This window comes from Streptomyces jeddahensis (genome assembly GCF_001642995.1).
GTDB classification, from domain to species: domain Bacteria; phylum Actinomycetota; class Actinomycetes; order Streptomycetales; family Streptomycetaceae; genus Streptomyces; species Streptomyces jeddahensis.
Window position 1 is genome coordinate 48,082 of the sequence record NZ_LOHS01000113.1, and the last position, 25,515, is coordinate 73,596.

Consider the following 25,515-nt stretch of genomic DNA (forward strand, 5'->3'; position numbering starts at 1 on the left):
TTCGGTTGGATAGCGCCCGGCTCACCCAGCGTCCGGGCCTGACTCCAGGTAGCTCCGCCAGCCTCCGTACCGCGTGATGTCCTCTGCCCCGTCGAGCGCGCCCGGTTCACAGAGGAACCCGGGTACGGAGGTGCCGTCGGCGAGTTCGACGCGGCCCAGGGTCATCGGGCGGGGGAGGGTGGCGAGCAGTCGTCCGAGGCCCTCGGTGGGCAGGCGCCACACCTCCGTCTCGATGGCGGCACCGCCCTCGCCGACGTGGACCAGGCCCGGCTTGGGCGGGGTGGTCCGCAGGGCGTGCAGCCGGTAGACGGGCGCGGTCTTGGTCGTACGCTCCAACTGGGCGCCGAGCGCGAGCAGTTGGGGGTTGAGTGGCTGGCCCGACAGGTGTGCGCCCACCACGGCGACACGCGCCGGCGGGGTGAGGAGACGAGCGACCCGTGCCAGGCGTTCGTCCGTGAACGCCGGACCGATCAGCATGACACCGAACGGCAGGCCGTCCACCTCGCCGGCCGGAACCGCGACGGCCGTGAGGTCGAAGAGGTTTGTGGAGTTGGTGAACCGGCCGAGGCGGGCGTTGGCCCCCAGGGGGTCTGCGGTCACCTCGGCGATGGTCGGGTGGCCGGGAGTCGTGGGCAGAAGCAGGGCGTCAGCGTCACCGAGGGACGCCATGGCCTTCGTACGCAGCGCGGCCAGCCGCTCCTGGTCCGCGTAGAGGCGGTGGGCGGGGATGTCGCGGGCGCGGGTGATGATCCCGGCGACCGTCGGGTCCAGATCGCTCGCTCCCGCGTCGATTGACTTGTCGATAAAGCTCCCCACGGCCGTGTAGCGCTCGGAGACGAAGGCGCCCTCGTAGAGCATCGCGGCCGCGTCGGTGAACGGGGCGAGGTCGACGGGCCGTAGCTCGGCTCCGGCTGAGACGAGTTGGGTGGCTGCGGCTTGGTATGCCTCGGCCCAGCCCGGGTCCAGCTCCCCGAGCTGGGCGCGGTCGGGGACGGCGATGCGCCACGGGCCCGGCGTACGTTGCGGGAGGGGAGGCAGCTCGCGGGCGGACGGCGACGCCATGTACGACAGGGCCTGCTCGGCCTCCGGGAGCGTACGGGCGAAGACGGTGACGCAGTCGATCGAGGCGCAGGCCGGGACGACGCCGTCCGTCGGGACCAGGCCGCGGGTCGGCTTGAGGCCGACGATGCCGTTGAAGGCCGCGGGGACTCTCCCGGAGCCGGCGGTGTCCGTGCCCAGCGCGAAGTCCGCGATGCCCAGCGCGACGGCTACGGCTGAGCCCGCGCTGGAGCCGCCGCTGACCCTGGCCGGGTCGTGAGCGTTCCGTACCGCTCCGTAGGGGGAGCGGGTGCCCACCAGGCCGGTGGCGAACTGGTCCAGGTTGGTTGTGCCGAGAACTAGCGCGCCTGCTGCGCGGAGGCGGGCGACCGCCGGGGCGTCGGCGGTCGGGTTGTACGCGTATGAGGGGCAGCCTGCCGTCGTGGGGAGGCCCGCGACGTCTATGTTGCCCTTCACCGCGAGCAGTTTTCCTGCGAGCGGGAGGGGGTTGCCTGCGGCGGCTTGGGCGTCCAGTGCCGCGGCTTCCTGTTCGACCTCCGCCTGGGGGCGTAGGTCGATCCAGACCTCCGGGCGGTCCACCGCCGCTATGCGGGCGTACGCTGCGCGGACTCTGGTCACCGTGGGGGACGACATCTGTGCTCCTTGGCTGGGCGTGGTTTGTCGGGTGCGGGCCATGGGCGGTTTGTGCCCACCCGTTCCGCCCTGCGGAACGCCTGCCCACAAACCGAGGAACGTTCAGCGTCCCGTTGAACTCGCTGGGCCTACGACTACCAAGGCCGTTCCGGCCTCCACCTGGTCTCCAGGCCTCGCCAGGATTTCCAGGATCACGCCGTCCATGGGGGAGTGCACTCGGGACTCCATCTTCATCGCCTCCAAAGCGAGCAAGGGCTGCCCCGACGTCACCGTGTCGCCCGGCTGTACGTTCACCTGCCACACCGACGCGGCGAACTCGGCCTCCACCAGGCGACCGCCCTCCGGGACTGTCACCTCCGCAGGTGCCGCGGCCGGGGCCGCTGCCGTCTCGGCGCGGGTGAACTCGCCCGCCGCCTCCCACGCGTCCCGCTCGGCGGCGAAGGCGGCGCCCTGGCGGGCGCGGAACTCGGCGATGGAGTCGGCGTTGTCGGCCAGGAACCTCTCGTACTCCGCGAGGGAGAAGACGCCTTCCTCGATCTTCGGTACGAAGCGGCCCGAGGCGATGTCCGCGCGGAGCTCCAGCAGCTCGTCCGCCTCGACCGGATACCACTTGATGCGGTCGAAGAACCGCAGCAGCCACGGTGAGCCGGGCTCGAAGGCGCCGCGCTGCTGCCAGCCCGACCAGACCTGGGTCGTACGGCCGACGAACTGGTAGCCGCCGGGGCCCTCCATGCCGTAGATGCACAGGTACGCGCCGCCGATGCCGACGGAGTTCTCCGCCGTCCAGGTGCGGGCTGGGTTGTACTTCGTCGTGACCAGGCGGTGGCGCGGGTCGAGCGGGGTCGCGACCGGCGCGCCCAGGTACACGTCACCCAGGCCCAGCACCAGATACTCGGCGTCGAAGACGGTCCGGTAGACGTCGTCGACCGAGTCCAGGCCGTTGACGCGGCGGATGAACTCGATGTTCCAGGGGCACCACGGGGCGTCGTCGCGGACGCCCGCCATGTAGCGGGCGATGGCCTCCCGGGTCGCCGGGTCGTCCCAGGAGAGCGGGAGGTGGACGGTCCGGGACGGGACGACCAGCTCGTCGGCGGGTGGGAGGCCGGACTCGATCTCGCGTACAGCGTCGAGGAGTTCGTGCTGCGGCAGCACATCCGGGTCCGTCTGGATCTGGAGGGAGCGGATGCCCGGCGTGATGTCCGTGATGCCGGGCAGACCGGCCGCCGCCACGGCCTCCATCAGCGCGTGCACCCGCATCCGCAGCGCCAGGTCCAACTGCATCGGGCCGAACTCGACGAGCAGGTTGTCGTCGCCGCTGCGGCGGTACGTCACGTCGCCGTGCCGGGCCAGGATGCCACCGTCGGTGATCCCCGCGCGGTCCGCGACCGGGGCGAGTGCGGGCGTCCGGCGGAGGCGCGCCGCCGTCTTCACCGTCACCGGGACGAAGCGCACCACGTCTCCCGGCCGGAGCTGGCCCAGCTTCCAGCGCTGGCCCTTCGCCACGGTCGCCGGGCAGACGAATCCGCCGAGCGAGGGGCCGTCGGGGCCGAGCAGGACCGGCATGTCGCCGGTGTAGTCGACGGCTCCGACCGAGTAGGGCGTGTCGTGGATGTTGGACGGGTGCAGGCCCGCCTCGCCGCCGTCCGTGCGCGCCCAGCGCGGCTTCGGGCCGACCAGCCGTACGCCGGTGCGGGCCGAGTTGAAGTGGACCTTCCAGTCGGCGGCGTAGAAGTCGTGGATGTCGTCCTCGGTGAAGAACTCGGGCGCGGCGTGCGGGCCCTCGACGGCGCCGATGTGCCACTCCGAGCCGAACACCGGACGGTCGGCCACCGCCACTGGGTCGCCCGAGTCCGTGACCGTACCGCCGTGCAGCACATCGCCCGTGCGCAGCGCCCGGCCGCCGTGCCCGCCGAAGCGGCCCAGTGTGAACGTGGAGGCGCTGCCCAGGAAGGCCGGGACGTCCAGGCCGCCGCCCGCGAAGAGGACATACGTCCGCAGGCCGTGCTCCGCAGGCGCGCCGATCTCCAGCAGGGCCCCGCCCGGCACGGTCACCGGCTCCCACTGGGGGACCGGCTCGCCGTCCACGGTCACCGGTGCCGGCGCGCCCGTGACGCACACCGTGGTCGGGTGCGTGAACCGCAGGGCTGGCCCCTGGAGCGTGCACTCCAGGCCCGGTGCACCCTCCTCGTTGCCCAGCGCCCGGTTGCCCAGCCGGAAGGACAGCTCGTCCATCGGGCCGCACGGGGGCACGCCGACCTGCCAGTACCCCGTCCGGCCCGGCCAGTCCTGGACCGTGGTCAGCGTGCCGCCGGACACCACCTCGATCCGCGGCGTCGGGTCGCTCACCCCCGCAAGCGTCGCCGTCGAATGCGTCGCCGACCGGAACGAGTCGTCGGCCAGTGCCGCCCTTACCAGTCCGAGATTGGTCTCGATGCCGTCGACTCGCGTCGCGGCGAGCGCGGCGTCCAGCTTCGCGAGCGCGTCGGCGCGGTCGTCCCCGCACGCGATGACCTTGGCGAGCATCGGGTCGTACGAGGTCGTGACCTCCGTGCCCGTCTCGACCCAGCCGTCCACGCGCACGTCCTCGGGGAACGACACGCGCGTGAGCAGGCCGGAGCTCGGTCGGTGGTCGCGGGAGGGGTCCTCGGCGTAGACGCGGGCCTCGACAGCGTGGCCGCGCGGCTGGCCCGGGTCCTGGACGACGCCCGTCTCGCCCTGTGCGAGGCGCAGCATCCAGGCGACCAGATCGACGCCGTAGATCTCCTCGGTGACCGGGTGCTCGACCTGGAGGCGTGTGTTGACCTCGAGGAAGTACGCCTCCTCACGCGCCGCGTCGTAGACGAACTCCACGGTTCCGGCCGAGCGATAGCCGACGCTCGCGCACAAGTCGCGTGCGGATGCGGCCAGTTGTTCGCGTACCCGGTCCGGCAGGCCCGGCGCCGGGGCCTCCTCCAGGACCTTCTGGTTGCGGCGCTGCAGCGAGCAGTCCCGGTCGCCGAAGGTGACCACGCGGCCCTCGCCGTCGCCGAAGACCTGCACCTCGACATGGCGGGCGTGCTCCACGAGCCGCTCCACGAACACTCCCGCGGACGAGAACGAGGCCGCTGCGACCCGCTGTACCCGCTCCCACGCGCCGGTCAGCTCGGCGGCCGAGCGGCAGGCCGACATGCCGATGCCGCCACCGCCGCCGGTCGCCTTCAGCATGACCGGGTAGCCGATGCGCTCGGCCGCCTCCAGAGCCTCCGCGAGATCGGCGAGCAGGCCCGTGCCGGGCGCCAGCGGCACGCCCGCCGCCTCGGCCGCCGCCCGCGCGGTGTGCTTGGCTCCGAACAGCTCCAGCTGCGCGGGCGTCGGCCCGACGAAGGCGATCCCGGCATCCTCGCAGCGCCGAGCGAACTCCGCGTCCTCGGAGAGGAATCCGTATCCGGGATGGATGGCGCCCGCGCCCGAGTCCTTGGCCGCCTTCAGCACGAGGTCCGCGTCGAGGTACGACTCCTTGGCGGGCGCGGGACCCAGTCGTACGGCCCGGTCGGCGAGCCGGACGTGGGGCGCGGCGCGGTCCGGGTCGGAGTACACCGCGACGGTACGCAGCCCCAGCTCCCTGGCCGTGCGGATGATGCGGACCGCGATCTCGCCGCGGTTGGCGACCAGCAGGGTGTCGAAGCTCATGCGGCGCCCGTCCCGCCGGTGGCCTCCGCGGCACCGATGGTCATCTCGATGGCGGTCGGCTCGAAGCCGTTGCAGGGGTTGTTGATCTGCGGGCAGTTGGAGACGAGCACGATGACCTCGCGCTCGGCGCGCAGCGTCAGCTTCAGGCCCGGCGCGGAGATGCCGTCGACGATGCCGAGCGTGCCGTCCTTCTCCACCGGCACGTTCATGTACCAGTTCACGTTGGAGACCAGATCGCGTTTGCCGAGGCCGTACTTGTGGCCCTCGGCCAGGAAGTTCTCCACGCACGCGTGCTGCGACCACGTGTGGTGCCCGTACCGCAGGGTGTTGGACTCCTTGGAGCAGGCGCCGCCGACCGTGTCGTGGCGGCCGACCTCGTCCTCCACCACCGTCATCAGCGGTGTGTGCTCGTTCGACATCAGCACGCTGCCCGTGGTCAGGAAGATGTTGCCCTGCGCGTGGATGGTGTCGGGGGCGCTGTAGCGGACGGACGTGTCCTTCGCGTCGTAGACGAGGAAGTCCACGGCCTGGTTGCCGTGCAGATCGGTGATGGTGAGCGTCTCGCCCGCGGCGAGCACGGCCGACCAGGCGGCCCGGGCCGGAACGACGGTGCTGCGGGTGACGGTGCTGGCGGTGACGGCGCTGTGGGTCATGCGAGCCCCCTCGCGGCGAGGAATTCGGCAGTGTTCAGAAAAGCGCGGCGGCCCTCGGGGGTCGCGTCCCACAGCGGGTCGTCCGGCCCCGTCGGGCCTGCTCGCCAGGCGAGCACCTCCAGCGGGGTGCTGGTGTACGCCTCGCGCGGGTCGGCCGGGTGCGGCACGTTCGCGATCAGCACGGTGACGCCCTGCTCGGCCCGCAGTGTGACGCTCGCGCCGGGGCCGACGGACCCCGTGAAGTCGAGGGCGCCGTCCTCGCGGACCTCCACGCCCTGGAAGAAGGACAGCGACGGCGGCAGGTCCCGCGCGGACAGGCCGTTCTTCGCGGCTGCCAGCTTGAACAGCTCGCGGCCCGCGGGCGACGCCGACTGCGGCGTCCCGTCGCCGTACCGCTCCGTGTTCCGTACGAGCGTGGAGGTGCCGCACAGCGCGTCGTGCCGCCGGGAGGTGTCCGCGATGATCGAGGCGAGGACACGGCCCTGGTCGGACAGGAGCAGCTGGCCCTCGGCGAGGTAGGCGTTCCACTGGACCTTGACCGTGTCGGCCACGTTCAGCCGTTCCCACGGCCGGTCCGCCGCGAACAGCAGCAGGTGGGCGCAGGCGTCGCCCGCCAGGTCCGTCAGGCGCAGCTCGGTGCCGCGGGCCAGTACCCGGTGGGTGTAGTTGCCGCCCGCCACCGTCTCCGCCCACACCAGATGGCCCGCCTCGCAGGGCGGCGCGGGCCAGGAGCTCGCGGGCACGACCGGCATGGCGTCGGCATGGGTGCCCTCCTGGGCGCGGGCATGGTCGCGGGCTCCGTACGTGGTCGCTGTCGCCATCGCGGGACCTCCGGCTCGGCGTTCGAAGAGTGTTTCTGTCGCTCGACAGAAATTAGGGGCGGAAGGCGTCACGGCGATTGCCCGGCTGTTGCGCCACGGTTACCGATCCCTCACCCGGACAGCCCGTCCTGGGTTGTGCAGCGGTGTGCGACGATCGACGCCATGGGCACCACGGGAGGACCACGGGGACGGGTCGGCAGGCCGCGCGCCGCTCAGCGGCCGGACAGCGGGCTGTCTCCGCGCGACGAACTCCTCGCCGCTGCGGCCGAGTTGTTCACCACCCGGGGATACGCCGCCACGACCACGCGCGCGCTTGCCGAGCGTGCGGGCATGCGCCAGGCGACCATGTACCACTACGTCTCCGGCAAGGAGGATCTCCTCGCCGAGCTGCTGGAGTCCACCGTCACGCCCTCGCTGACCCTCGCCCGCCGGCTGCTCGCGGACGATGTGTCCCCCGCCGAGCGCCGGCTGTGGCAGCTGTGCCGCTCCGACGTGGAGCTGCTGTGCGGCGGTCCGCACAATCTCGGCGGGCTCTACCTCCTGCCCGAGGTGCGCTCCGAACGGTTCGCCGGATTCCATGCCGTACGAGCCGAACTCAAGGACGCCTACCGGCAGTTGCTGGCCGCGACGGACGTCGGGAAAACCCTCGGAAAGAGTGAGCTCGCACTCCGTACCGATCTGCTCTTCGGGTTGATCGAAGGTGTCATCCTGATCCACCGTTCCGATCCCGAACGGCCTGTGTCGGCCTTCGCCGAGGCGACTGCGGACGCGGCGCTGCGCATCGCCGGAATCTGACCGCCGGCCAGGCCGGAGCGCCCGATCTGCTCCGTGGCCTGCAGAAACGGTCCGCCTTCAGCGTGCGACGGTGCGTACTTCGCATACCCGACCACGATTACCGCACGTGTTCGATTGAATGCCGAGCGTGCAAATGGGCCCGAGTGTATTCCCGCGCCGCAGGGCATTTCAGGTGCTTGCGGAATATGACATCGCGATGATCCGCTCGGACTAAGCTCGCCCACAGCGCACCGAGTTGCGGCTAAATCGTGCGCTTGTTCCCAAAGAATCCCGGTAGTTCGAATATTTCCCCCTGCATGTCTCCGTCATCCGCCGCAACTCATGGCAAGTCCGTCCAGATCACCCCGAGTCAACCGTTTTTAGAGGGCATACATGGTGAGTGTTCAATCGCCTCCCGGTGGCCGAGAAGTCCCCTACGCGCGCGTGCTGTTGCTACCGGCCATACTCATGGCCGCCGCGACCGGGGCCGCCGTCGCCACCGTGCCGGAACCGGCCCGGATGGCCGTCGGCCTGTGCGGCGGTATCGGGGCCCTCATGGTGCTCGGTGTCGCCGTCGAGGCAGTGCGCCGCGGCCGCACCGTCAAGCGGCTGCACCGGCAGTACGCGGACCGGCTCGCGTACCTCGAGCGGCGCGTCGCCCTGTACGACGCGCAGACCGAACACATCGGCAAGCAGCTCCTGCCGGACACGCTCTACCGGGTGCAGCAGGGCGAGTCCCCCGCGGAGGCCATGCGCGTCGTCATCGACCAGAACCCCGACTACCGCGACCTCCCCGACCCCCAGCGCAAGCTGCTGCGCACCGTGCTGGACATCCTGGAGCGCGGCGAAGCCATGCGTGACGCGACGGCGAGCGCCTTCGTCCACATCGCACGCCGCGTGCAGGCGATCGTCCACCAGCAGTCCGTAGAACTCCGCGAGATGGAGGAGGACCACGGGCGCACCCCCGAGGTCTTCGACGACTTGCTGCGCCTCGACCACGGCACCGCGCTGATCGGCCGGCTCGCCGACAGCGTCGCGGTGCTCGGCGGTTCCCGCCCCGGCCGCCAGTGGCCCAAGCCCGTCCCGCTCTACAGCGTGCTGCGGGGCGCCATGTCCCGCATCCTCGACTACCACCGCGTCGACCTCGAGTCCATCGCCAAGGTCGCCGTCAACGGCATCTCCGTCGAACCGGTCATCCACGCCTGCGCCGAGCTGCTCGACAACGCCACGCGTTACTCGCCACCGCAGACCAGGGTCCACGTCACCGCCGTCGAAGTGCAGACCGGCATCGCCATCGAGATCGAGGACGGCGGCGTCAGTCTCAGCGAGGAGGGCAGGAAGCGGGCCGAGACCATGCTCGCCGAGGCACAGGAGGGCATGGACCTCCAAAGCCTCAGCGAGACCCCGAGGCTCGGCCTGGCCGTCGTCGGCCGCCTCTCGGCGATGTACAACATGCAGGTCTCCCTGCGGCAGTCCGCGTACGGCGGCGTCCGTGCGGTGCTGATCGTCCCGCGCGACATGCTGACCGGCGCGCCCGCACCGGCCCTCGCGCACGGCATCGGCGCATCCGCCGTGCCCCGCGTGGACAACGACGGCAATCCCATCCAGGAGCTTGAGCGCGCGCCGAAGAAGCGCCGCCCGACCTCGGGTCCGCCGACTCCTCTCTCCGCCCTGGAGGACGACATCCCCGTCGTCACCGAGTGGACGGCCACCGGCCTGCCGCAGCGCCGCAGCCGGAACAAGACCCCGCTGGCCGAGCGGTACGCCGAGGCACGTGCCGCCAAGGAACGGGAGGCAGCCGAAGCACGGGCCGCCGAGGCCAGGGCCGCCATCCCCGGCCAGCGCCAGGCACCGCCGCCGCGCGAGCCGGAGAAGGAGGAGCCCGCGCCCGGTCTGTGGGTCGAGGCGTTCATGAACGGCCTCAAGGGCGGCGGAGACCAGCAGGGCACGCCCGGCGCAGTCGAGTCGAAGCCCCGGGCAGACGACTACAGCACCGAGGACGAGGGGGACCTCAAGTGATTCAGCAACGGGCCAATTTCGACTGGATGCTCAAGGAACTGTCCGACGGCGTAGGGGGGATCCGGCAGATCGTGGTCCTCTCCGCCGACGGGCTGCGCATCGCCCGCCACGGCGGTGACGCCGACGCCGCCGACCGGCTCGCGGCGGCCTGCGCCGGTCTGCAGAGCCTGGCCGGTGCCGTGGCCACCGAGATCCCCGACAGCGACGGCCAGATGCGCATGGTCATCATCGAGGTCCGAGGAGGCTTCTTCTACATGATGGCCGCGGGGCCCAACGCCTACCTGGCGGTGCTCGCCGCCGAGACGGTGGACGCGGGCCTCCTGAGCAGCCGCATGCGCGACCTCGTCGTCCGCATCGGGGCCCATCTGACCAGTCCGCCGCGGCGCGACGGGCAGGCCGTATGACTCCTCCGCAACGCGAACGACGCGCACCTCAGCCGGGAACGGAGCAGGACCCGGGACGGCTCTATGTGATCACGGGCGGCACCGACGGAACCCAGCGGGCGCCACTCGACCTGGTGGCACTGATCGTCGCACGGTCGGAAGCGCCGCCCACCGCCGCGCCGGAGCAGACCGCACTGCTGAAGCTGTGCAAGAGGCCCCTGTCCGTGGCCGAGATCTCGGCCTATCTCGGCCTGCCGTTCAGTGTGGTCACCGTGCTGGTGACCGAGCTCCTCGCGGCCGATCTGGTGGAGTCCCGCGCTCCGGTCGTCCGCTCCGCACTCCCCGAACGTTCACTCCTCGAAGCGGTGATGCATGGACTTCAAAAACTCTGACACGATCGTGGGCCCCCGCGCCGAGGACACTCTGCCGGACACCGCCACGACCGCGGTGAAGATCGTGATCGTCGGTGGATTCGGGGTCGGCAAGACCACGATGGTGGGGTCGGTCAGTGAGATCCGGCCGCTCACCACCGAGGAGACGATGACCCAGGCCGGCATCGGAGTCGACGACAACTACGGCTCGGAGACCAAGACGGCCACCACCGTCGCCATGGACTTCGGCCGTATCAGCATCACGGACGAGCTGGTGCTCTATCTGTTCGGCACGCCTGGACAGGAGCGGTTCTGGTTCCTCTGGAACGGCCTCTTCGAGGGGGCTCTGGGCGCCGTCGTGCTCGTCGACACCCGCCGTCTGGAAGTCAGTTTCGACGTGATGGGGCGCCTGGAAGAGCGCGGCGTGCCCTTCGTCGTCGCGATCAACGACTTCCCCGACGCGCCCCGCTATCCGATGGACGAGCTGCGCACCGCACTCGACCTTCCCCCGGACGTACCGATGATCAAGTGCGATGCCCGCCGCAGAGCCTCCAGCCGGGACGTCCTGATGACCCTCACGCGCTACCTGCACTCCCTGACCATGTCCCCCGCCTGAACCCGACCGATCCGAAAGCGACATCGTGACGACGCCATCACACTCCCCTCGCGGCGCGGACGAACCGAGCTCCCCGCCGCCCGGCTGCCCCGCCCACGGCCTCGGCCCCGGCGGCCTGCGCCGACTGTACGGACCCGAGGCCGACGCCGACCTGGCGGGCATCTACGAGAAACTCCGCGCCGAACACGGCTCGGTCGCGCCCGTCCTGGTCCACGACGACGTACCGATCTGGGCGGTCATCGGCCACACAGAGGTGCTCCACATGCTCCGCACGCGCACGCACTTCACGCGTGACTCGCGCCGATTGCGCGTGGTGCAGGACGGCACGTTCAGGCCTGACAATCCATTGGCGCCGATGGTCACGTGGGCGCCGCTCATCTCCTTTGCCGATGGCGCCGAACACCAGAGGGTGCGCGGTGCGATCAACGACGCCCTGGCGGCCATCGACGACCGAGGCCTCAGGCGCTTCATCCACCGCAGCAGCCAGCGCCTGGTCAACGAGTTCTGCGAGACGGGCACGGCCGACCTGGTCAGCCAGTTCGCCGAGCATCTGCCGATGGCGGTGATGTGCGAAGTCCTCGGCATGCCCGACGAGTACAACGAGCGCCTGGTCCAGGCCGGCCGCGACATGACCAAGGGCAGCGAGACCGCCGTCGCCAGCAACGAGTACGTCATGGAGGTCCTGAACAGGCACACCGCACGGCGCCGGGCCGATCCCAAGGAGGACTTCACCAGTCGGCTCCTCACCCATCCCGCGCAGCTCGCCGACGACGAGGTGGCCCAGAACCTGCGGGTCGTGCTCATCGCGGCGCACGAGGGAACGGCCAACCTCATGGCCAACGTGCTGCGCATGGTGCTCACCGACCCTCGCTTCCGGGCCCAGCTCAACGGCGGGCAGATGACGGTGCCGGAGGCGATCGAGCAGTCCCTGTGGGACGAGCCTCCGATGAGCGCCCAGCTGGCCTACGCCGCCATTCAGGACGCGGAGCTGGGCGGCAAGCAGATCAAGGCCGGCGACGCGCTCATGTACGTCTCCTCGGCAGGCAACCTCGATCCGGTGGTCCGCCCCGACCCCAAGGCCAGCATGGCGGGCAACCGCGCCCATCTCGCGTTCGGCGGAGGGGCCCACGAGTGCCCGGGGCAGGACATCGCCCGCGCCATCGCGGACATCGGCGTCGACGCGCTGCTGATGCGCCTGCCCGATGCGGAGCTCGCCGTGGACGAGAAGGAGCTGCGCTGGCGGCAGACGATCATCGCCCGGCACCTCGTCGAACTGCCGGTGACGTTCACGCCGCGCCCGCAGCAGGACGTGAAGCTGCGGCCCACCATGGGCGGCGTGCCGGCGCCGCGCTCGGAGTGGGAGGTGTCGACCCCGGCCCCGGCGCAGCGCTCGCTTGCCACTGTGCCGGCCCAGGCCTCGGCAGAGGACCGGTCCGAGCAGCGACTGGCACCGATCCCGGCGGCCCCGCCCGCAGGAGATGAGGAGCCGCCCAGGGGAGCGCTGCAACGCCTGCTCCGCTGGTGGCGCGGTTACTGACCGTCGGACTGACCGTCGGCCGGGGAGCCGGGGTCGGCGCCGGCCGGTCGGCCACGCCCACTGCCGGGCAGGGCCGACCGGCCGTTCCGGGCGGGATCCGGCCAGGCCCCGAGGAGGCGCTCGCTGACGAACCGGTGAGACCACCCCGTGACCGGATCCGTGAACTCCAGCACCCGCGCCAGGAGTTGCAACGGCCGCCGGAAGTCACCGTCCGGCACGGGGTCGGCCACCACCGGATAGACGGGATCGCCGAGGATCGGCACGCCCAGCGCGTTCATGTGCACCCGCAGCTGATGGGTGCGTCCGGTCCTCGGCAGCAGCCGGTACCGCCCGAGCCCGTCCCGGTGCTCCACGAGCTCGACCCGGCTTTCGGCGTTCGGCTCGCCCGGCACCTCGCGGGCGGCCATGACCCCGCGCTCCTTCTCGATACGGCTGCGGACCGTACGGGGCAGCGCGAGCCCGGGATCGTACGCGGCCACGGCCTCGTACTCCTTGTGCACCCGCTTGTCCCGGAACAGCGTCTGATACGCGCCGCGCTCTTGCGGCCGCACCGTGAACAGCACGAGACCGGCCGTCAAACGGTCAAGCCGGTGAGCGGCACCGAGCGTGGGGATCCCCAGGTCACACCGGAGCCGTGCCAGTGCCGTCTCGGAGACATGGCTGCCGCGCGGGGTGGTGGCGAGGAAGTGCGGTTTGTCGGCGACGACGATGTGCTCGTCGCGGTACACGACGTCGACGTCGAAGGGCACGGGCACCTCGGGCGTCAGCTCGCGGTGGAACCAGACGAAAAGCCCGGGTTCGTACGGCGCATCGTGCGCCACGGCCCGCCCGTCCGCCCCGACGATCAGTCCGTCGCGCAGCATCCGGTCGATCACGCCCGGCCCGGCCGCCAGCCGCTCCACGAGATGGTCCCGCACGGTGCCCCAGCCGCCACCCATGGGCAGCCGAACCCGAACGGGATCGACGCCGTGGCGCTGCGGCAGCGGGGCGGGGGGTATACGGGGCCTGCGTCTCATCAGGGTCGAGGGTAACCGCCGGTGGTCGGTGGCCGGTGGCCGGTGACTGGTGGTCCACGGGCCTCCTGGACGTCAGAGGCTTGGGGGCCGAAAATCGCTGGGCGGTCACCCCACCCGCTGGCAGGATGCGCCCCATGCCTTCCTTGATCCCCGACGTGGTTGCCCCCGGCACACTGGCCGGGCGTAAGCAGCCGACCCTGACGACAGACGGCGGTCTGGTCGTGCGCCCCTGGGCGGACAGCGACGCGCCCGCCGTATTGGAGGCCTTCCAGGACCCCACGATGCACCAGTGGCATGCCCTCACCGCAGAGTCGGAGGCCGAGACCGCCGCCTGGATCGAGGAGTGGCGGCAGGCCTGGCAGGGCGAGCGCCACGCGTTCTGGGCGGTTGCCGACGCGGACTCCGACCAGCTGGTGGGCCGGGTCGCGCTCCGCGCCATCGAACTCGCCGACGGGGTGGCCTACATCGCGTACTGGACGATGCCGCACGCCCGCGGCCGCGGCGTCGCCCCTCAAGCCGTCACCGCGCTCACCCGCTGGGCGTTCGACGAGATAGGCCTTCACCGCCTCGAACTCACCCACGCCACCGGCAACGAGGCCTCCTGCCGCGTCGCGACCAAGACGGGCTACGCCCTGGAAGGCACCAAGCGCAGCGCCGAGCTGCACGCGGATGGCTGGCACGACATGCACCTGCACGCACGCGTCCAAGGCGATCCGGTTCCCCGTGACCGCCGGCCGGTGTTCTAGATCCCCGACGCCGCGGTGGTCGGCGTCGGCTCCGCGGTGGGCGTCCGCCGGATGACGCGGCTCCGGTAGAGCCGGTATCCCGCACCGGCGGCGAGCGTCACACCCAGGAACAGCACCGTGAACCACTGGAAGTACCAGTGCCCGCCCGCCGGGTCGTACACGTCCGCGCGCGGCCATGCCAGGTTGACCGTCATGAACAGGCCGTAGAGCAGGGCGAGTCCGTTGACCGGTACGCCCCAGCGGCCGAGGGAGAAGAGCGGCCGGCCCTCCTCGTCCACTGCGTCGGCGGCGGCACCCGGGAACTGGCCGCGCAGGCGCCGTACCAGCAGAGGCCCGGTGACCATGGCGTACGCGAGGTACAGCATCACGATGCAGGTGGTGCCGATCGCCAGGAACGCCTCCGGCGATGCGAAGTTGAGCAGCAGCAGGGCCGCGGCGAGGAGGCCGACGACCAGGGCGGGCGCGCTCGGCATGCCGGTGCGCGGATTGACCCTGGCGAGCAGCCGCGAGCAGGGGAGCTGTCCGTCGCGGGCCATCGAGAAGAGCATCCGGCAGGCCGCCGTCTGGATCGCCAGGGTCGCCACCGCAATGGCCACCACCACGTCGGCGAGCAGGAACCGGCCGACGCCGTCGCCCAGGCTGCTGGTCAGGACGTAGCTCAGGCCGTCGACGGCCAGGTGCCCGTCCGTGAGGCTGGGCGCGGCGAGCAGACCGCCGAGGACGATGAGGCCGCCCAGCAGGCCCGCGGCACCGAGCGCCGTGAGGATCGTGCGGGGCGCGGTCCGCCGCGGATTGCGGGTCTCCTCGCTCATCTCACCCGCGCTGTCGAAACCGATCATCACGTACGCCGCCATGAAGGAGCCCACGAGCAGCGCCCCCAGCAGCCCGCCCTGGGCGCCGTCGCCCGTGTGGAAGGTGATGCCCGGAGAGCGCTCGGAGTGCGTCAGGAGCAGCACGATGATCAGGACGGCCCCGATGATCTCCGCGGTGACGCCGACCCGGTTGACCACGGACATCACGCGGTTGTCGACGACGTTCACGAGCGTGGTGAGGGCCAGCAGGATCACGCCGAGCACCGCCGCGTTGGCGGCACCGGTGGGCGAGGTGGGCGTCGGGTCGCCGCCGACCAGCTGGAAACCGGACCAGATCGCCGGCATCACCATCTGCAGGGCGAGCGCCGCCGCCGCGACCACCACGATCTGCCCGATGACCATGATCCATCCGGCGAACCAGCCGAAGGTCAGCGTCGACAGGCGGGACGACCACTGGTAGATCGCGCCCGAGATCGGGTAGCGGGCGGCGAGTTCGGCGAAGCACGCGGCCACCATCAGCTGGCCGAGCAGGACGGCCGGCCAGGTCCAGAAGAAGACCGGGCCGCCGAAGGCGTAGCCGAACGCGAAGAACTGGAAGACCGTGGTCAGCACCGAGATGAAGGAGAACCCGGCGGCGAACGAAGCGTAGCGGCCGAGGCTGCGGTGCAGCTCCTGGCGGTAGCCGAACTCGGCGAGGGAGGAGTCGCCGGCGTCCGTGGGTACCGGCGGATCGGGACGGAGATCGGCAGGGGCGGAGCTTGTCATGGCGGCAACCTGCTTTCGCGGAGGCGGCGCGGGAGTTCTGGCGGGCGACATCCCGGTCGGGGGCGACAGCCGGGGCGGACGACAGTGACAGTCGGTACGACGACGTTCCCGTCAGCCTGCGTTGATCCCTGTCGCCATTCCTGTCGGGTGACAGAAATTAGGGACGGGGTGTTTCACGGGCATGACGCAGCCGTATCTGCTGGGGGCCGAACTCCTCACGCCCCTCGCGGCAGGCCGAGCGTGCGCCGAACGTGCGAAAAGCGCCGGGCGGACTGAATTCCAGTCCGCCCGGCGCTTCTTGCGAGCGAGGTCTCAGGAGGCAGCCGCTCCGGCCGTCTCCTGCTCGGCCTCGATGCGGGCGTTCCACTCGCGCTTGGCGGCCTGCCAGCCGTCCTCGTTGTGGCCGAGCCGCCAGTAACCGGAGATCGACAGGTCCTCGCGCGGGATGCCGCGCTCGACCCGCAGCAGACGGCGCAGCTCCTTCACGAAGGCCGCCTCGCCGTGCACGAAGGCGTGGAGCCGGCCCTCCGGGAACTCCAGCGCCCGTACGGCCTCGACCAGCGCCTCGCCGATGGGGCGGTCCCCGCGGTGCAGCCAGACGACCTCCACATCGGTGTCGATCTTCTGCTCCTCCTCAGGGCCCGCGATCTCCACGAAGGCGCGGACGTCGGCGCCCTCCGGCAGGTTCTCGAGGGCGGCGGCGATCGCGGGCAGTGCGCTCTCGTCGCCCGCCAGCAGATGCCAGTCGGCGTCCCCATCCGGGGCGTACGCGCCGCCCGGGCCGAGGAAGCGCACGAGCTCGCCCGGCTGGACACGCATGGCCCAGGGCCCGGCAAGCCCCTCGTCACCGTGGATCACGAAGTCGAGCGTCAGCTCGCGGTGCTCCGGGTCCCACGCGCGCACCGTGTACGTACGCGTCACCGGCCACTGGTCGCGCGGGAACTCCGCGCGGATCCGCTCCATGTCGAAAGGCTCCGGGTAGATCACGCCCTCGGGCCCGAACAGGAGCTTCACGTAGTGGTCGGTACACGTGCCCGCCGTGAAGTCGGCCAGCCCTTCGCCGCCGAGGACCACACGCTGCATGTGCGGGGTCAGCCGCTCGGTGCGGACCACGCGGGCGGAGTGGGGCTTAGGGGCCCGGCGTGCCGGACGCTCTGCCATGACGGCCTCCAAGGTGACGTGCTTAGGCTAGCCTAAGTTAACATCCCCACCCGGAATCTGCCTCACCTCGTACGCCACAACTTCGCCTCACCTTGCTGTTTCTTGGCTGTTTCTTGGTCGTTCTCCGTCCGAAGCGCCTTCCTGCTCAGTTCGAAGCGCCCTCCTGCTCAGTCCGAAACACCCTCCTGGAGAGTCGAGAGCAGCCGCTGCAGCGAGCCGCCAAGGCCCCACCGCGCCGCGAGCGCGTCCAGCCCGCCCGGGTCGCGCGGAACACGCGGCAGCGCGAGCTCCACGTCCGGCAGCGGCACGTCCGCGGCGACCCGGACGACCGTCGGCGCTACGGCAAGGTACGGCCGGGCTTCGTCGAGCCTCTTGCGCTGCGCCGGCGTCAGGCCGGACGCGGGGTCGTCGACCGCGGCCATGATCCCGGCGAGGTCGCCGTACTGCGCGAGTAGCTTCGCGGCCGTCTTCTCGCCGATTCCCGGCACGCCGGGCAGCCCGTCGCTGGGGTCGCCGCGCAGCAGCGCCAGATCGGCGTACCCCGGGCCGTCCACGCCGTACTTCTCGCGCAGCCACGCCTCGTCCGTGGCCTGCAGGGTGCCGACGCCCTTCAGCGGATACAGCACGCGCACCCCGCGCTTGTCGTCGACGAGCTGATAGAGGTCGCGGTCGCCGGTGACGATGTCGACCGGGCCCGCGGCACGCGTCGCGTACGTGCCGATCACGTCGTCCGCCTCGTACCCCTCGACGCCCACGCGCGCGATGCCCAGCGCGTCCAGGACCGCCTCGATGACCGGCACCTGCGGCGAGAGCGTGTCCGGCACCTCCTCCACGTCCGGACCGACCTCCACCTCCTCGGCGACACGATGCGCCTTGTACGACGGGATCAGCTCGACGCGCCACTGCGGGCGCCAGTCCGCGTCCATGCAGGCCACCAGGTCGTCCGGCTGATGGTCGCGGACCAGGCGGTCGATGAAGTCGAGCAGGCCGCGCACGGCGTTCACCGGGGTGCCGTCCGGAGCCTTCACCGAGTCCGGGACCCCGAAATAGGCCCGGAAGTACAGGGATGCGGTGTCGAGGAGCATGAGCCGTCGCGTTCGCTGAGTCACGTTCCGCATCATGCCGCACGGGACTGACAGCCCATGCCGTACGGCGCTGGCAGCCACTGCCGCACGGCACTGACAGCCCACGCCATGCGGCAGGGGCACTCGATGCCCCACTGTGAATGCCCCGACTGTGAACTGAACCACTCCTGCGTTTGGCCTACACCAATGAGGGCAGGCGCGCAGCCGGGGCGGACCCGGTCGCACTTTCAACCAACTCGGTCGAAGTCGGTCGGTCAGGCGGGCGGACCCCGCGCCGCTCCACGGCCCGCCGGCGGGGGAGGCGGGCCGTGTTCGTTCTACGCGAGAGGTTTATGTGTCCAGGCTGCAAGCAGAGCACCTGTACAAAGTGTTCGGCAGACGACCAGATGCCGCGGTGGAGAGGCTCCGTCAGGGAGCCGACCGTGAGGAGCTGCGTGCCGACGGCACGACCGCCGCGGTCATCGACGCGTCCTTCACGGTCGAACCCGGTCAGATCTTCGTCGTCATGGGTCTGTCCGGATCCGGGAAGTCCACGCTGCTGCGCATGCTCAACGGACTCCTGGAGCCGACGGCCGGAAAGGTGCTCTTCGACGGCCAGGACCTGACCGCGCTGAGCGCGCGCGAGCTGCGCGAGGTCCGCTCGAAGAAGATCAGCATGGTCTTCCAGCACTTCGCGCTGTTCCCGCACCGCAGCGTCCTCGACAACGCCGCCTACGGCCTGGAGGTGCAGGGCGTCCCGCGCGCGGAGCGCGAGAAGCGCGCCACCGAGGCGCTGGAGCTCGCGGGCCTCAAGGGCTGGGAGCAGTCCTGGCCCGACGAGCTGTCCGGCGGTATGCAGCAGCGCGTGGGCCTGGCCCGCGCGCTCGCCACGGACGCCGACCTGCTGCTCATGGACGAGTCGTTCAGCGCGCTCGACCCGCTGATCCGCCGCGACATGCAGGACCAGCTCCTCCAGCTGCAGAAGACCCTGAAGAAGACCATCGTCTTCATCACCCACGACCTCAACGAGGCCATGCGTCTCGGTGACCGGATCGCCGTCATGCGCGACGGCCGCATCGTCCAGATCGGTACGGCCGAGGACATCCTGGTCACTCCGGCCAACGACTACGTCGCGGCCTTCACTCAGGACGTCGACCGCTCCCGGGTCCTGACCGCGGGCGCGATCATGGCCGACCCGGAGACCGTGTACGGCACGACGACGCCCGACGGCACGGAGCTGCGCACGGCGCAGGACGTGTTCGACGCGGCGCCCGCCACCGTCTCCGAGGACACTCCGATCATCGAGCTGTTCACCCCCTGCTCCACCAGCGGCGTGGCGGTCGCGGTCACCGACGCCGATGGCGAGCTCGTCGGTGTCGTACCGCGCGCCCGGCTGCTGGCCGTGCTCGGCGAGCCGATGGCCCCTGCGGACCCGCCGGGTACCGCCGTGGCCATCCCCGCACAGGCCGCCGCCGCAGACAGCGGCGACGACGCCGAGGGCAAGGTGATCGCCGGTGCCTAGGATCCATCTCGGCGACTGGGTCAACGACGGCGTCGACTGGCTCGTGAACCACATGGCCTGGCTGTTCGACGCCATCAAGGCGGTCGTCGACGGCATGTACGACGGCATCAACGCCGTCCTGTCCGCCCCCGAGCCGCTGCTCCTCGTGGGCATCCTCGCGGTGATCGCCTGGTGGCTGCGCGGCCTCGTGCCGGGCGTCCTCACCTTCGCGGGCTTCGCGCTGATCGACTCGCTCGAGCTATGGGACGACGCCATGTCGACCCTGTCACTCGTGCTGGTGGCGACCATCATCGCGCTGGTCATCTCGGTGCCGGTGGGCATCTGGGCGGCCCGCTCCAGCACCGTCAGCGCCCTCGTACGGCCCGTCCTCGACCTCATGCAGACGATGCCGGCGATGGTCTACCTCATCCCCGCCATCCTCTTCTTCGGCATGGGCGTGCCGTCCGGCATCGTCGCCACGCTGATCTTCGCGCTGGCTCCGGGCGTTCGGATGACCGAGCTCGGCATCCGCCAGGTCGACAAGGAGCTGGTCGAGGCGGCGGACGCCTTCGGCACCACGCCGCGCAACACCCTGCTGCGCGTGCAGCTGCCGCTCGCGCTGCCCACGATCATGGCCGGCGTCAACCAGGTGATCATGCTGGGCCTGTCGATGGTGGTCATCGCGGGCATGGTCGGCACCGGCGGTCTCGGCGGCGCTGTCAACGAGGCGATCGGCAACCTCGACGTCGGCCTCGGCTTCGAGGCGGGCATCGCCATCGTCATCCTGGCGATCTACCTCGACCGTATGACCAGCGGACTCGGCAGCCAGCTCTCGCCGCTGGGCCGCCGCGCCGCCGCCAAGGCACGCGCGGCCGTCGGCGGTCTGAAGATCTGGAACCACCGTCCGCGCCCCGCGGTCGCGGTCGTCGGCGTCGTCGTCCTCGCGCTCGTCGCGGGCGGCATGGGCATCTTCGGCTCCGCCACCAGCTCCGACACCGCCGCGGCGTCCACGGACGTCGGCAAGGGCAAGCAGGTCAGCATCGGCTACATCCCGTGGGACGAGGGCATCGCCTCCACCTACCTGTGGAAGGAGCTGCTGGAGCAGCGCGGCTTCGAGGTCGACACCAAGCAGTACGCGGCCGGGCCCCTCTACACCGGCCTCGCCCAGGGGCAGATCGACTTCCAGACCGACTCCTGGCTGCCGGTCACGCACGCCAAGTACTGGAAGAAGTACGGGAACAAGCTCGACGACATGGGCAAGTGGTACGGCCCCACGTCGCTGGAGCTCACCGTGCCCTCGTACATGAAGGGCATCGACTCGCTCGAGGACCTCAAGGGCAAGAGCGGCGAGTTCAAGGGCCGGATCGTCGGCATCGAGCCCAGCGCCGGAATGATGGGCCTGCTCAAGGACAAGGTCCTGAAGGAGTACGGCCTGGAGGGCGAGTACGAGGTCGTGGACGGCTCCACGCCCGCGATGCTCGCCGAGCTCAAGCGCGCGTACGCCAAGAAGGAGCCCATCGTCGTCACGCTGTGGTCGCCGCACTGGGCCTACAGCGACTACGACCTGAAGAAGCTCGAGGACCCCAAGGGTGCCTGGGGCGAGGGCGACGGGATCCACACCCTGGCCCGCAAGGGGTTCGCCGACGAGAACCCCGAGGTCGGCAAGTGGCTCAAGGACTTCAAGATGACCGAGGAGCAGCTCACCGGTCTCGAGGCGCAGATCCAGAAGGCCGGCAAGGGCAAGGAGCAGCAGGCCGTCCGCACCTGGCTGAAGCAGAACCCGGGCCTGGTCGACAAGTGGGCCCCGGTGGCGAAGTCCGCCAAGGGCGCGAAGGGCCAGGGCGAGGCCGCCCGGCCGCTGAACGTCGCCTGGTTCCCGTGGGAGGAGGACATCGCGATCACGTACCTGTGGAAGCACGTCCTCGAGGACCGCGGCTACACGATGAACCTCAAGCAGTTCGCCGTCGGCCCGATGTACACGGCCATGTCCCGGGGCGAGATAGACGTGCAGTTCGACGGCTGGCTGCCCTACACGCAGAAGTCGTACTGGGACAAGTACGGCGAGAACCTCACCGACCTCGGCAGCTGGTACTCGCCGACGTCCCTGGAGATCGCCGTCCCCAGCTACGTCAAGGACGTGAAGTCGCTCGAGGACCTCAAGGGCAAGGGCGACACCTTCAACGGAAAGATCATCGGCATCGAGCCGGGCACGGGCACGATGCAGCTGCTCAAGGAGAAGGTGCTGCCCGGCTACGGCCTGGACAAGGAGTACGAGGTCGTCGACGGCTCGACGCCCGGCATGCTGGCCGAGCTCAAGCGCGCGTACGCCAAGAAGGAGCCCATCGCGGTCATGCTCTGGACGCCGCACTGGGCGTACAGCGAATACGACCTGACCAAGCTGAAGGACGACAAGGGCCTGTTCGGCAAGGGCGACACGATCCGCACCATCGCCAGCAAGGACTTCCCGAAGCAGTACCCGCAGCTGACCAAGTGGTTCAAGGACTTCAGGATGAGCGAGGACGAGCTCGCCGGCCTGGAGAACGAGATCAAGAAGCGCGGCAAGGGCCACGAGGAAGAGGCCGTCGCGGCCTGGGTGAAGGAGAACCCGGGGGTCGTGGACCGGATGGCTCCGCAGTAACCGGACCGGACCTCGTGTGAGGGGTGGGCTCGCCGATGTGGCGAAGCCCACCCCTCACGGCGTTCCCGCGGTGCCTCGGGCCTTCGTACGCTGCGATGGCACTGCCTCGTAAGCCCCACCTGTCCCATGCCACCCCATCCCGCCCCGTCCCGCCGACCGTAAGACGACATACGTGACCGCCGCTGCCCGCAGCCCCCTCCGGCCCGTGCGCCTCGCCGCCGCAGTGGCCGTCCTCGTCGCCGCGGTGCTGCTGCTGTCGCAGATACCCAAGGCCAGCGCGGCGCCCGCCTCCGCCGCCACCGCCCGCCTCGCGCAGCTGGCCGGGGACGTGCGCACCGCGGACGGATACCGCTACGGCCTGGCCGACCACACCGGCCGTTCCATGGACGCCGCGCAGATCGAACAGGCCCCCGACGGCACCTACCTCGCCGTCTACCACACGCTCCTCGCCGACGGGCGCTTCCACGCGTCCGTCGCCACCTCCATGGACCTGCTGCACTGGCACCGCCGCCACGACTTCGGCCCCGGCACCCACCAGGCCTCGCTCGCCCACGACGGGACCGGCGGCTACGTCCTCGCCTACGAGAAGGACCCGGACAACCACATCGCCGTACGCGGCTACGACGATCTCGGCGCGCTGCTCGCCGGCCGGGCCGACTGGGCGTACGACGCCCGCCGCACCCTCTCGCGCTGCGCCGAGGGCACCCCCAGCATCACCGCCGTCCGGGGCGACACAATCCGGCTCACCGGACACTACCGGGCGGACTGCGACACCGACCGCCAACTTCGCGCCACTCTCACGGACTTCAGCCACTGGCACGCCGAGCCCGACCACCGGCTCGACCGGGCCGTCCAGTCGTGGGGCAACGCCGGGAACATAGGCGACCGCGCCCTTCTGCGGCTCCATGGCCTGCGCGTGGTGCTCATCGAGGGGCAGCGGTGGCGGAACGACTTCGCGAGCTGGGGCACCTTTGCATACGATCCTGACACCGGCCGCGCTGACCGGCTCGCCATCCGCACCCACGGCGGCAGCCGCGCCTTCGCCAATCCCTCGGCGACCCTGATCACTGCTCCGAACGGCCGCCCGGCACTGCTGATGAGCTTGTTCGTTCCACAGGAGGGAGCGGCGCCCGGCGAGTCGGGCCAGCTGCTGTACTGGCGCACCCTGTGAGCATCCGGCGGGCGCCAGGGTGAGTGGGAACGACCCGCCATTGTGTTGACAAGGATGTGACGGGCAGATGAAACCGTTTGCCGAACATGCGTAGGGTGCAGAGAAGTCCTCAGGGCCCGGAGTCCGCACCGGGCTCGTGGGGGTCACCCGGTCCGGCCCGGAGAATCCCCTGGTCCGGGGAGCCCCGGGGAGTCCCTGAAAGACCGGCCATGACGATGCACAGGAGGGAGCCGAAGCGATGGACGACAGCAAAGAACCCCTTCGGGTGGGCGCGGCCGTCCGGCGGCGGCGCAGGGCACTGGAGCTCACCCTCGCCGTCGTGGCCGAGCGCAGCGGTCTCTCCGTGCCGTTCCTGAGCCAGGTGGAGAACGAGCGTGCGCGCCCCAGCATGCGCTCCCTCCAGCGGGTCGCGGACGCGCTGGGCACCACGGCCGTGGAGCTCCTCGCCGCCGCCGACCCGGCGCGCAGCGTCGCCGTCGTACGGGCCGAGGAGGCTCCCGGCCCCGCCGGCGAAGCCCGCGTACGTCCCCTGGTGACCGGCCGCCACCAGATGCACGCCCTGGAGTTCACCGGCGACCACGACGCCGGCCGGGAGTTCCATCACCGCAACGACAAGTTGATGTACGTGGCCGACGGTGCGGTCGAGGTGGAGGCCGAGGGCAGGGCCTACCGGCTGGGCCGCGGCGACACCCTGTACCTGACCGGCGGCGCCAGACACCGCTGGCGCGCCACCGTGCCGGACACACGCGTACTCGTCGTGTCGGTCGCGGAGTACATCGAGGCGGCGGAGGACCCACGCCGCTGACCGGTTGATCGGGTCTTGCTCGGCCGCGCCCATACCGCTGTGGGCAATCGTTCCGCAGGGCGGAACGGGTGGGCACAGCCCCACGACGGCGGGTACGCCAAACCGTCGCGTCCCCCGAACGGCGTAACCCCCGGCCAGGCCGCCCCGCGGCTTAACGGCCCCGGCGCCCGCCGAAAAGGCGGGCGCCACCCCCGCCCTGCCAACCAAAAATGCGGTAGCGCGCGCCCAAGAGGGCGCGAATCATGGCGCACATGACTCTCACCGCCCCTCCGGCCGGCGGAGTCCGCACCCCCTGGGAGCACCTCCCGGTCCACGTGCGCGGCGCCGTCGCCAACGTGCTCGGCGCCCCCGTGATCGACGCCGCCACCCAGCGCGGCGGCTTCTCACCGGGCGTCGCCGCCCGCATCCGTCTCGCCGACGGCCGCCGCGCCTTCGTGAAGGCGGTGAGCGCCGAGGCCAACCCCGACAGCCCCGACATGCACCGCACCGAGGCGCGCAACGCCGCCGCCCTGCCCGAGACCATAGCGGCGCCCCGCCTCCTCGGCACCTACGACGACGGCACCTGGGTCGCCCTCGTCTACGAGGACATCGTTGGACACCAACCCCACGTGCCATGGCGCGAGGACGAGTTCCACCGAGTCCTCGACGCCGTCAACGACCTCGCGCACGCCCTGAGCCCGTCGCCCGTCGAGGCCCCGACCGTGGCCCAGCGCCATGCGGAGGCCTTCCGGGGCTGGGAGCAGCTGATCGCCGCGGGGGACACCCACAGCGTCGATCCGTGGGCGCGTCGCCGTCTGCCCGAGCTCGCCGAACTGGCCGCCCCGTGGGCCGACTTCGCCGCGGGCGACACGCTCGCGCACGGCGATCTGCGTGCCGACAACATGCTGCTTACCGACGACGACCGCGTCGTCTTCGTCGACTGGCCGCACGCGTCGCTTGCCGCGCCGTGGTTCGACCTGCTCGTCATGCTGCCGTGCGTACGCGCCCAGGGCGGCCCGGACCCCGATGAGGTGTTCACCAGCCATCCGCTGGGCAGGGACGCCGACCCGAGGGGTGTCACCTCGGTGCTCGCCGCCCTCGCCGGCTTCTTCGTGCAGCAGGCCCGCCGGCCCGCCCCGCCCGGGCTGCCGACGGTCAGGGCCTTCCAGTACGCGCAGGGCGTCGCCGCCCTGGAGTGGCTCAGGAAGCGCCTGCGGAAGAGCCGCAGGAAGCAGCGCTAAGCTTCGGAAGCCGTCGGCAATAGCCGAGCTAAGCAGGCTGGGGGCGAGGTCCGCTGCGGCCCGGCAGCGCCCCAAAGGGGC

General features: G+C 70.9%; 20 protein-coding genes. 12 read left to right on the forward strand and 8 right to left on the reverse strand.

What is annotated here, in order from left to right; all coding sequences use genetic code 11:
* Window positions 1-21 precede the first annotated feature (21 nt).
* The 4 genes from atzF to STSP_RS26845 all read right to left on the reverse strand — a co-directional run bounded on the left by atzF (window position 22) and on the right by STSP_RS26845 (window position 6,835).
* Window positions 22-1,692, reverse strand: coding sequence for an allophanate hydrolase (atzF, locus tag STSP_RS26830; protein WP_067283209.1), 1,671 nt, complete (start codon window positions 1,690-1,692; stop codon window positions 22-24).
* 102 nt (window positions 1,693-1,794) lie between these two features.
* Window positions 1,795-5,361, reverse strand: a complete 3,567-nt coding sequence (uca, locus tag STSP_RS26835; protein ID WP_067283211.1) for an urea carboxylase — start codon at window positions 5,359-5,361, stop codon at window positions 1,795-1,797.
* A complete protein-coding gene (locus STSP_RS26840) occupies window positions 5,358-6,014 on the reverse strand; it encodes an urea amidolyase associated protein UAAP2 (RefSeq protein ID WP_067283212.1) in 657 nt (218 codons plus the stop codon). Before STSP_RS26840 ends, uca begins: the two co-directional genes overlap by 4 nt.
* Window positions 6,011-6,835 (reverse strand): urea amidolyase associated protein UAAP1, encoded by an 825-nt coding sequence (locus tag STSP_RS26845; RefSeq protein WP_067283214.1) that lies wholly within the window; start codon window positions 6,833-6,835, stop codon window positions 6,011-6,013. The genes STSP_RS26840 and STSP_RS26845 overlap by 4 nt, the downstream gene beginning before the upstream one ends.
* A gap of 162 nt (window positions 6,836-6,997) precedes the next feature.
* Between STSP_RS26845 and STSP_RS26850 the strand changes: the two genes are divergently transcribed.
* The 6 genes from STSP_RS26850 (at window position 6,998) to STSP_RS26875 (ending at window position 12,535) form a co-directional block, all read left to right on the forward strand.
* On the forward strand, window positions 6,998-7,630 hold the full coding sequence (locus STSP_RS26850) for a TetR/AcrR family transcriptional regulator (protein ID WP_067283216.1): 633 nt from the start codon (window positions 6,998-7,000) through the stop codon (window positions 7,628-7,630).
* A gap of 372 nt (window positions 7,631-8,002) precedes the next feature.
* Window positions 8,003-9,628 carry an ATP-binding protein gene (locus tag STSP_RS26855; protein WP_078067539.1) on the forward strand — a complete coding sequence of 542 codons (1,626 nt, stop codon included), beginning with the start codon at window positions 8,003-8,005 and terminating at the stop codon, window positions 9,626-9,628.
* The gene (locus tag STSP_RS26860; RefSeq protein ID WP_067283220.1) at window positions 9,625-10,032 is read left to right on the forward strand and encodes a roadblock/LC7 domain-containing protein; all 408 of its coding nucleotides are present in this window, start codon (window positions 9,625-9,627) and stop codon (window positions 10,030-10,032) included. Before STSP_RS26855 ends, STSP_RS26860 begins: the two co-directional genes overlap by 4 nt.
* Complete coding sequence (locus STSP_RS26865) at window positions 10,029-10,403, forward strand: DUF742 domain-containing protein (RefSeq protein ID WP_067283222.1); 375 nt, start codon at window positions 10,029-10,031, stop codon at window positions 10,401-10,403. The genes STSP_RS26860 and STSP_RS26865 overlap by 4 nt, the downstream gene beginning before the upstream one ends.
* Window positions 10,384-10,998 carry a GTP-binding protein gene (locus tag STSP_RS26870; RefSeq protein WP_067283224.1) on the forward strand — a complete coding sequence of 205 codons (615 nt, stop codon included), beginning with the start codon at window positions 10,384-10,386 and terminating at the stop codon, window positions 10,996-10,998. The genes STSP_RS26865 and STSP_RS26870 overlap by 20 nt, the downstream gene beginning before the upstream one ends.
* A gap of 25 nt (window positions 10,999-11,023) precedes the next feature.
* Window positions 11,024-12,535, forward strand: a complete 1,512-nt coding sequence (locus STSP_RS26875; protein WP_067283226.1) for a cytochrome P450 — start codon at window positions 11,024-11,026, stop codon at window positions 12,533-12,535.
* Here STSP_RS26875 and STSP_RS26880 read toward each other — a convergent pair.
* Window positions 12,529-13,551, reverse strand: coding sequence for an RluA family pseudouridine synthase (locus tag STSP_RS26880; protein ID WP_078067540.1), 1,023 nt, complete (start codon window positions 13,549-13,551; stop codon window positions 12,529-12,531). The two genes, STSP_RS26875 and STSP_RS26880, sit on opposite strands and share 7 nt — an antisense overlap.
* 134 nt (window positions 13,552-13,685) lie before the next feature.
* Between STSP_RS26880 and STSP_RS26885 the strand changes: the two genes are divergently transcribed.
* Window positions 13,686-14,297, forward strand: a complete 612-nt coding sequence (locus STSP_RS26885; RefSeq protein WP_107441407.1) for a GNAT family N-acetyltransferase — start codon at window positions 13,686-13,688, stop codon at window positions 14,295-14,297.
* Here the strand turns inward: STSP_RS26885 and STSP_RS26890 are convergent.
* The 3 genes from STSP_RS26890 to STSP_RS26900 form a co-directional block, all read right to left on the reverse strand.
* Window positions 14,294-15,874 (reverse strand): amino acid permease, encoded by a 1,581-nt coding sequence (locus STSP_RS26890; protein WP_067283230.1) that lies wholly within the window; start codon window positions 15,872-15,874, stop codon window positions 14,294-14,296. The two genes, STSP_RS26885 and STSP_RS26890, sit on opposite strands and share 4 nt — an antisense overlap.
* Before the next feature lie 312 nt (window positions 15,875-16,186).
* Window positions 16,187-17,035 carry a siderophore-interacting protein gene (locus tag STSP_RS26895; RefSeq protein WP_067283232.1) on the reverse strand — a complete coding sequence of 283 codons (849 nt, stop codon included), beginning with the start codon at window positions 17,033-17,035 and terminating at the stop codon, window positions 16,187-16,189.
* Window positions 17,036-17,202: 167 nt separating this feature from the next.
* On the reverse strand, window positions 17,203-18,153 hold the full coding sequence (locus STSP_RS26900) for a 5'-3' exonuclease (protein WP_232789807.1): 951 nt from the start codon (window positions 18,151-18,153) through the stop codon (window positions 17,203-17,205).
* A 301-nt stretch (window positions 18,154-18,454) separates the two neighbouring features.
* Between STSP_RS26900 and STSP_RS26905 the strand changes: the two genes are divergently transcribed.
* The 5 genes from STSP_RS26905 to STSP_RS26925 all read left to right on the forward strand — a co-directional run bounded on the left by STSP_RS26905 (window position 18,455) and on the right by STSP_RS26925 (window position 25,434).
* Window positions 18,455-19,621 carry a quaternary amine ABC transporter ATP-binding protein gene (locus STSP_RS26905; RefSeq protein WP_078067543.1) on the forward strand — a complete coding sequence of 389 codons (1,167 nt, stop codon included), beginning with the start codon at window positions 18,455-18,457 and terminating at the stop codon, window positions 19,619-19,621.
* A complete protein-coding gene (locus STSP_RS26910; protein WP_067283238.1) occupies window positions 19,614-22,238 on the forward strand; it encodes an ABC transporter permease/substrate binding protein in 2,625 nt (874 codons plus the stop codon). The genes STSP_RS26905 and STSP_RS26910 overlap by 8 nt, the downstream gene beginning before the upstream one ends.
* Window positions 22,239-22,410: 172 nt before the next feature.
* Window positions 22,411-23,409 (forward strand): hypothetical protein, encoded by a 999-nt coding sequence (locus tag STSP_RS26915; RefSeq protein WP_078067544.1) that lies wholly within the window; start codon window positions 22,411-22,413, stop codon window positions 23,407-23,409.
* Between the two features lie 238 nt (window positions 23,410-23,647).
* Complete coding sequence (locus tag STSP_RS26920; RefSeq protein WP_067283240.1) at window positions 23,648-24,214, forward strand: helix-turn-helix domain-containing protein; 567 nt, start codon at window positions 23,648-23,650, stop codon at window positions 24,212-24,214.
* A 251-nt stretch (window positions 24,215-24,465) separates the two neighbouring features.
* Window positions 24,466-25,434, forward strand: a complete 969-nt coding sequence (locus tag STSP_RS26925) for an aminoglycoside phosphotransferase family protein (protein ID WP_067283244.1) — start codon at window positions 24,466-24,468, stop codon at window positions 25,432-25,434.
* Window positions 25,435-25,515 lie beyond the last annotated feature (81 nt).

Bases quoted from the DNA above. Each gene is read 5' to 3' on its own strand.
- STSP_RS26870 (WP_067283224.1), top strand. From the start codon at position 10,384: ATGGACTTCAAAAACTCTGACACGATCGTGGGCCCCCGCGCCGAGGAC.
- STSP_RS26885 (WP_107441407.1), top strand. From the start codon at position 13,686: ATGCCTTCCTTGATCCCCGACGTGGTTGCCCCCGGCACACTGGCCGGG.
- STSP_RS26850 (WP_067283216.1), top strand. From the start codon at position 6,998: ATGGGCACCACGGGAGGACCACGGGGACGGGTCGGCAGGCCGCGCGCC.
- STSP_RS26880 (WP_078067540.1), bottom strand. From the start codon at position 13,551: ATGAGACGCAGGCCCCGTATACCCCCCGCCCCGCTGCCGCAGCGCCAC.
- atzF (WP_067283209.1), bottom strand. From the start codon at position 1,692: ATGTCGTCCCCCACGGTGACCAGAGTCCGCGCAGCGTACGCCCGCATA.
- STSP_RS26890 (WP_067283230.1), bottom strand. From the start codon at position 15,874: ATGACAAGCTCCGCCCCTGCCGATCTCCGTCCCGATCCGCCGGTACCC.
- uca (WP_067283211.1), bottom strand. From the start codon at position 5,361: ATGAGCTTCGACACCCTGCTGGTCGCCAACCGCGGCGAGATCGCGGTC.
- STSP_RS26845 (WP_067283214.1), bottom strand. From the start codon at position 6,835: ATGGCGACAGCGACCACGTACGGAGCCCGCGACCATGCCCGCGCCCAG.
- STSP_RS26900 (WP_232789807.1), bottom strand. From the start codon at position 18,153: ATGCGGAACGTGACTCAGCGAACGCGACGGCTCATGCTCCTCGACACC.
- STSP_RS26865 (WP_067283222.1), top strand. From the start codon at position 10,029: ATGACTCCTCCGCAACGCGAACGACGCGCACCTCAGCCGGGAACGGAG.
- STSP_RS26920 (WP_067283240.1), top strand. From the start codon at position 23,648: ATGGACGACAGCAAAGAACCCCTTCGGGTGGGCGCGGCCGTCCGGCGG.
- STSP_RS26925 (WP_067283244.1), top strand. From the start codon at position 24,466: ATGACTCTCACCGCCCCTCCGGCCGGCGGAGTCCGCACCCCCTGGGAG.
- STSP_RS26895 (WP_067283232.1), bottom strand. From the start codon at position 17,035: ATGGCAGAGCGTCCGGCACGCCGGGCCCCTAAGCCCCACTCCGCCCGC.
- STSP_RS26855 (WP_078067539.1), top strand. From the start codon at position 8,003: ATGGTGAGTGTTCAATCGCCTCCCGGTGGCCGAGAAGTCCCCTACGCG.
- STSP_RS26840 (WP_067283212.1), bottom strand. From the start codon at position 6,014: ATGACCCACAGCGCCGTCACCGCCAGCACCGTCACCCGCAGCACCGTC.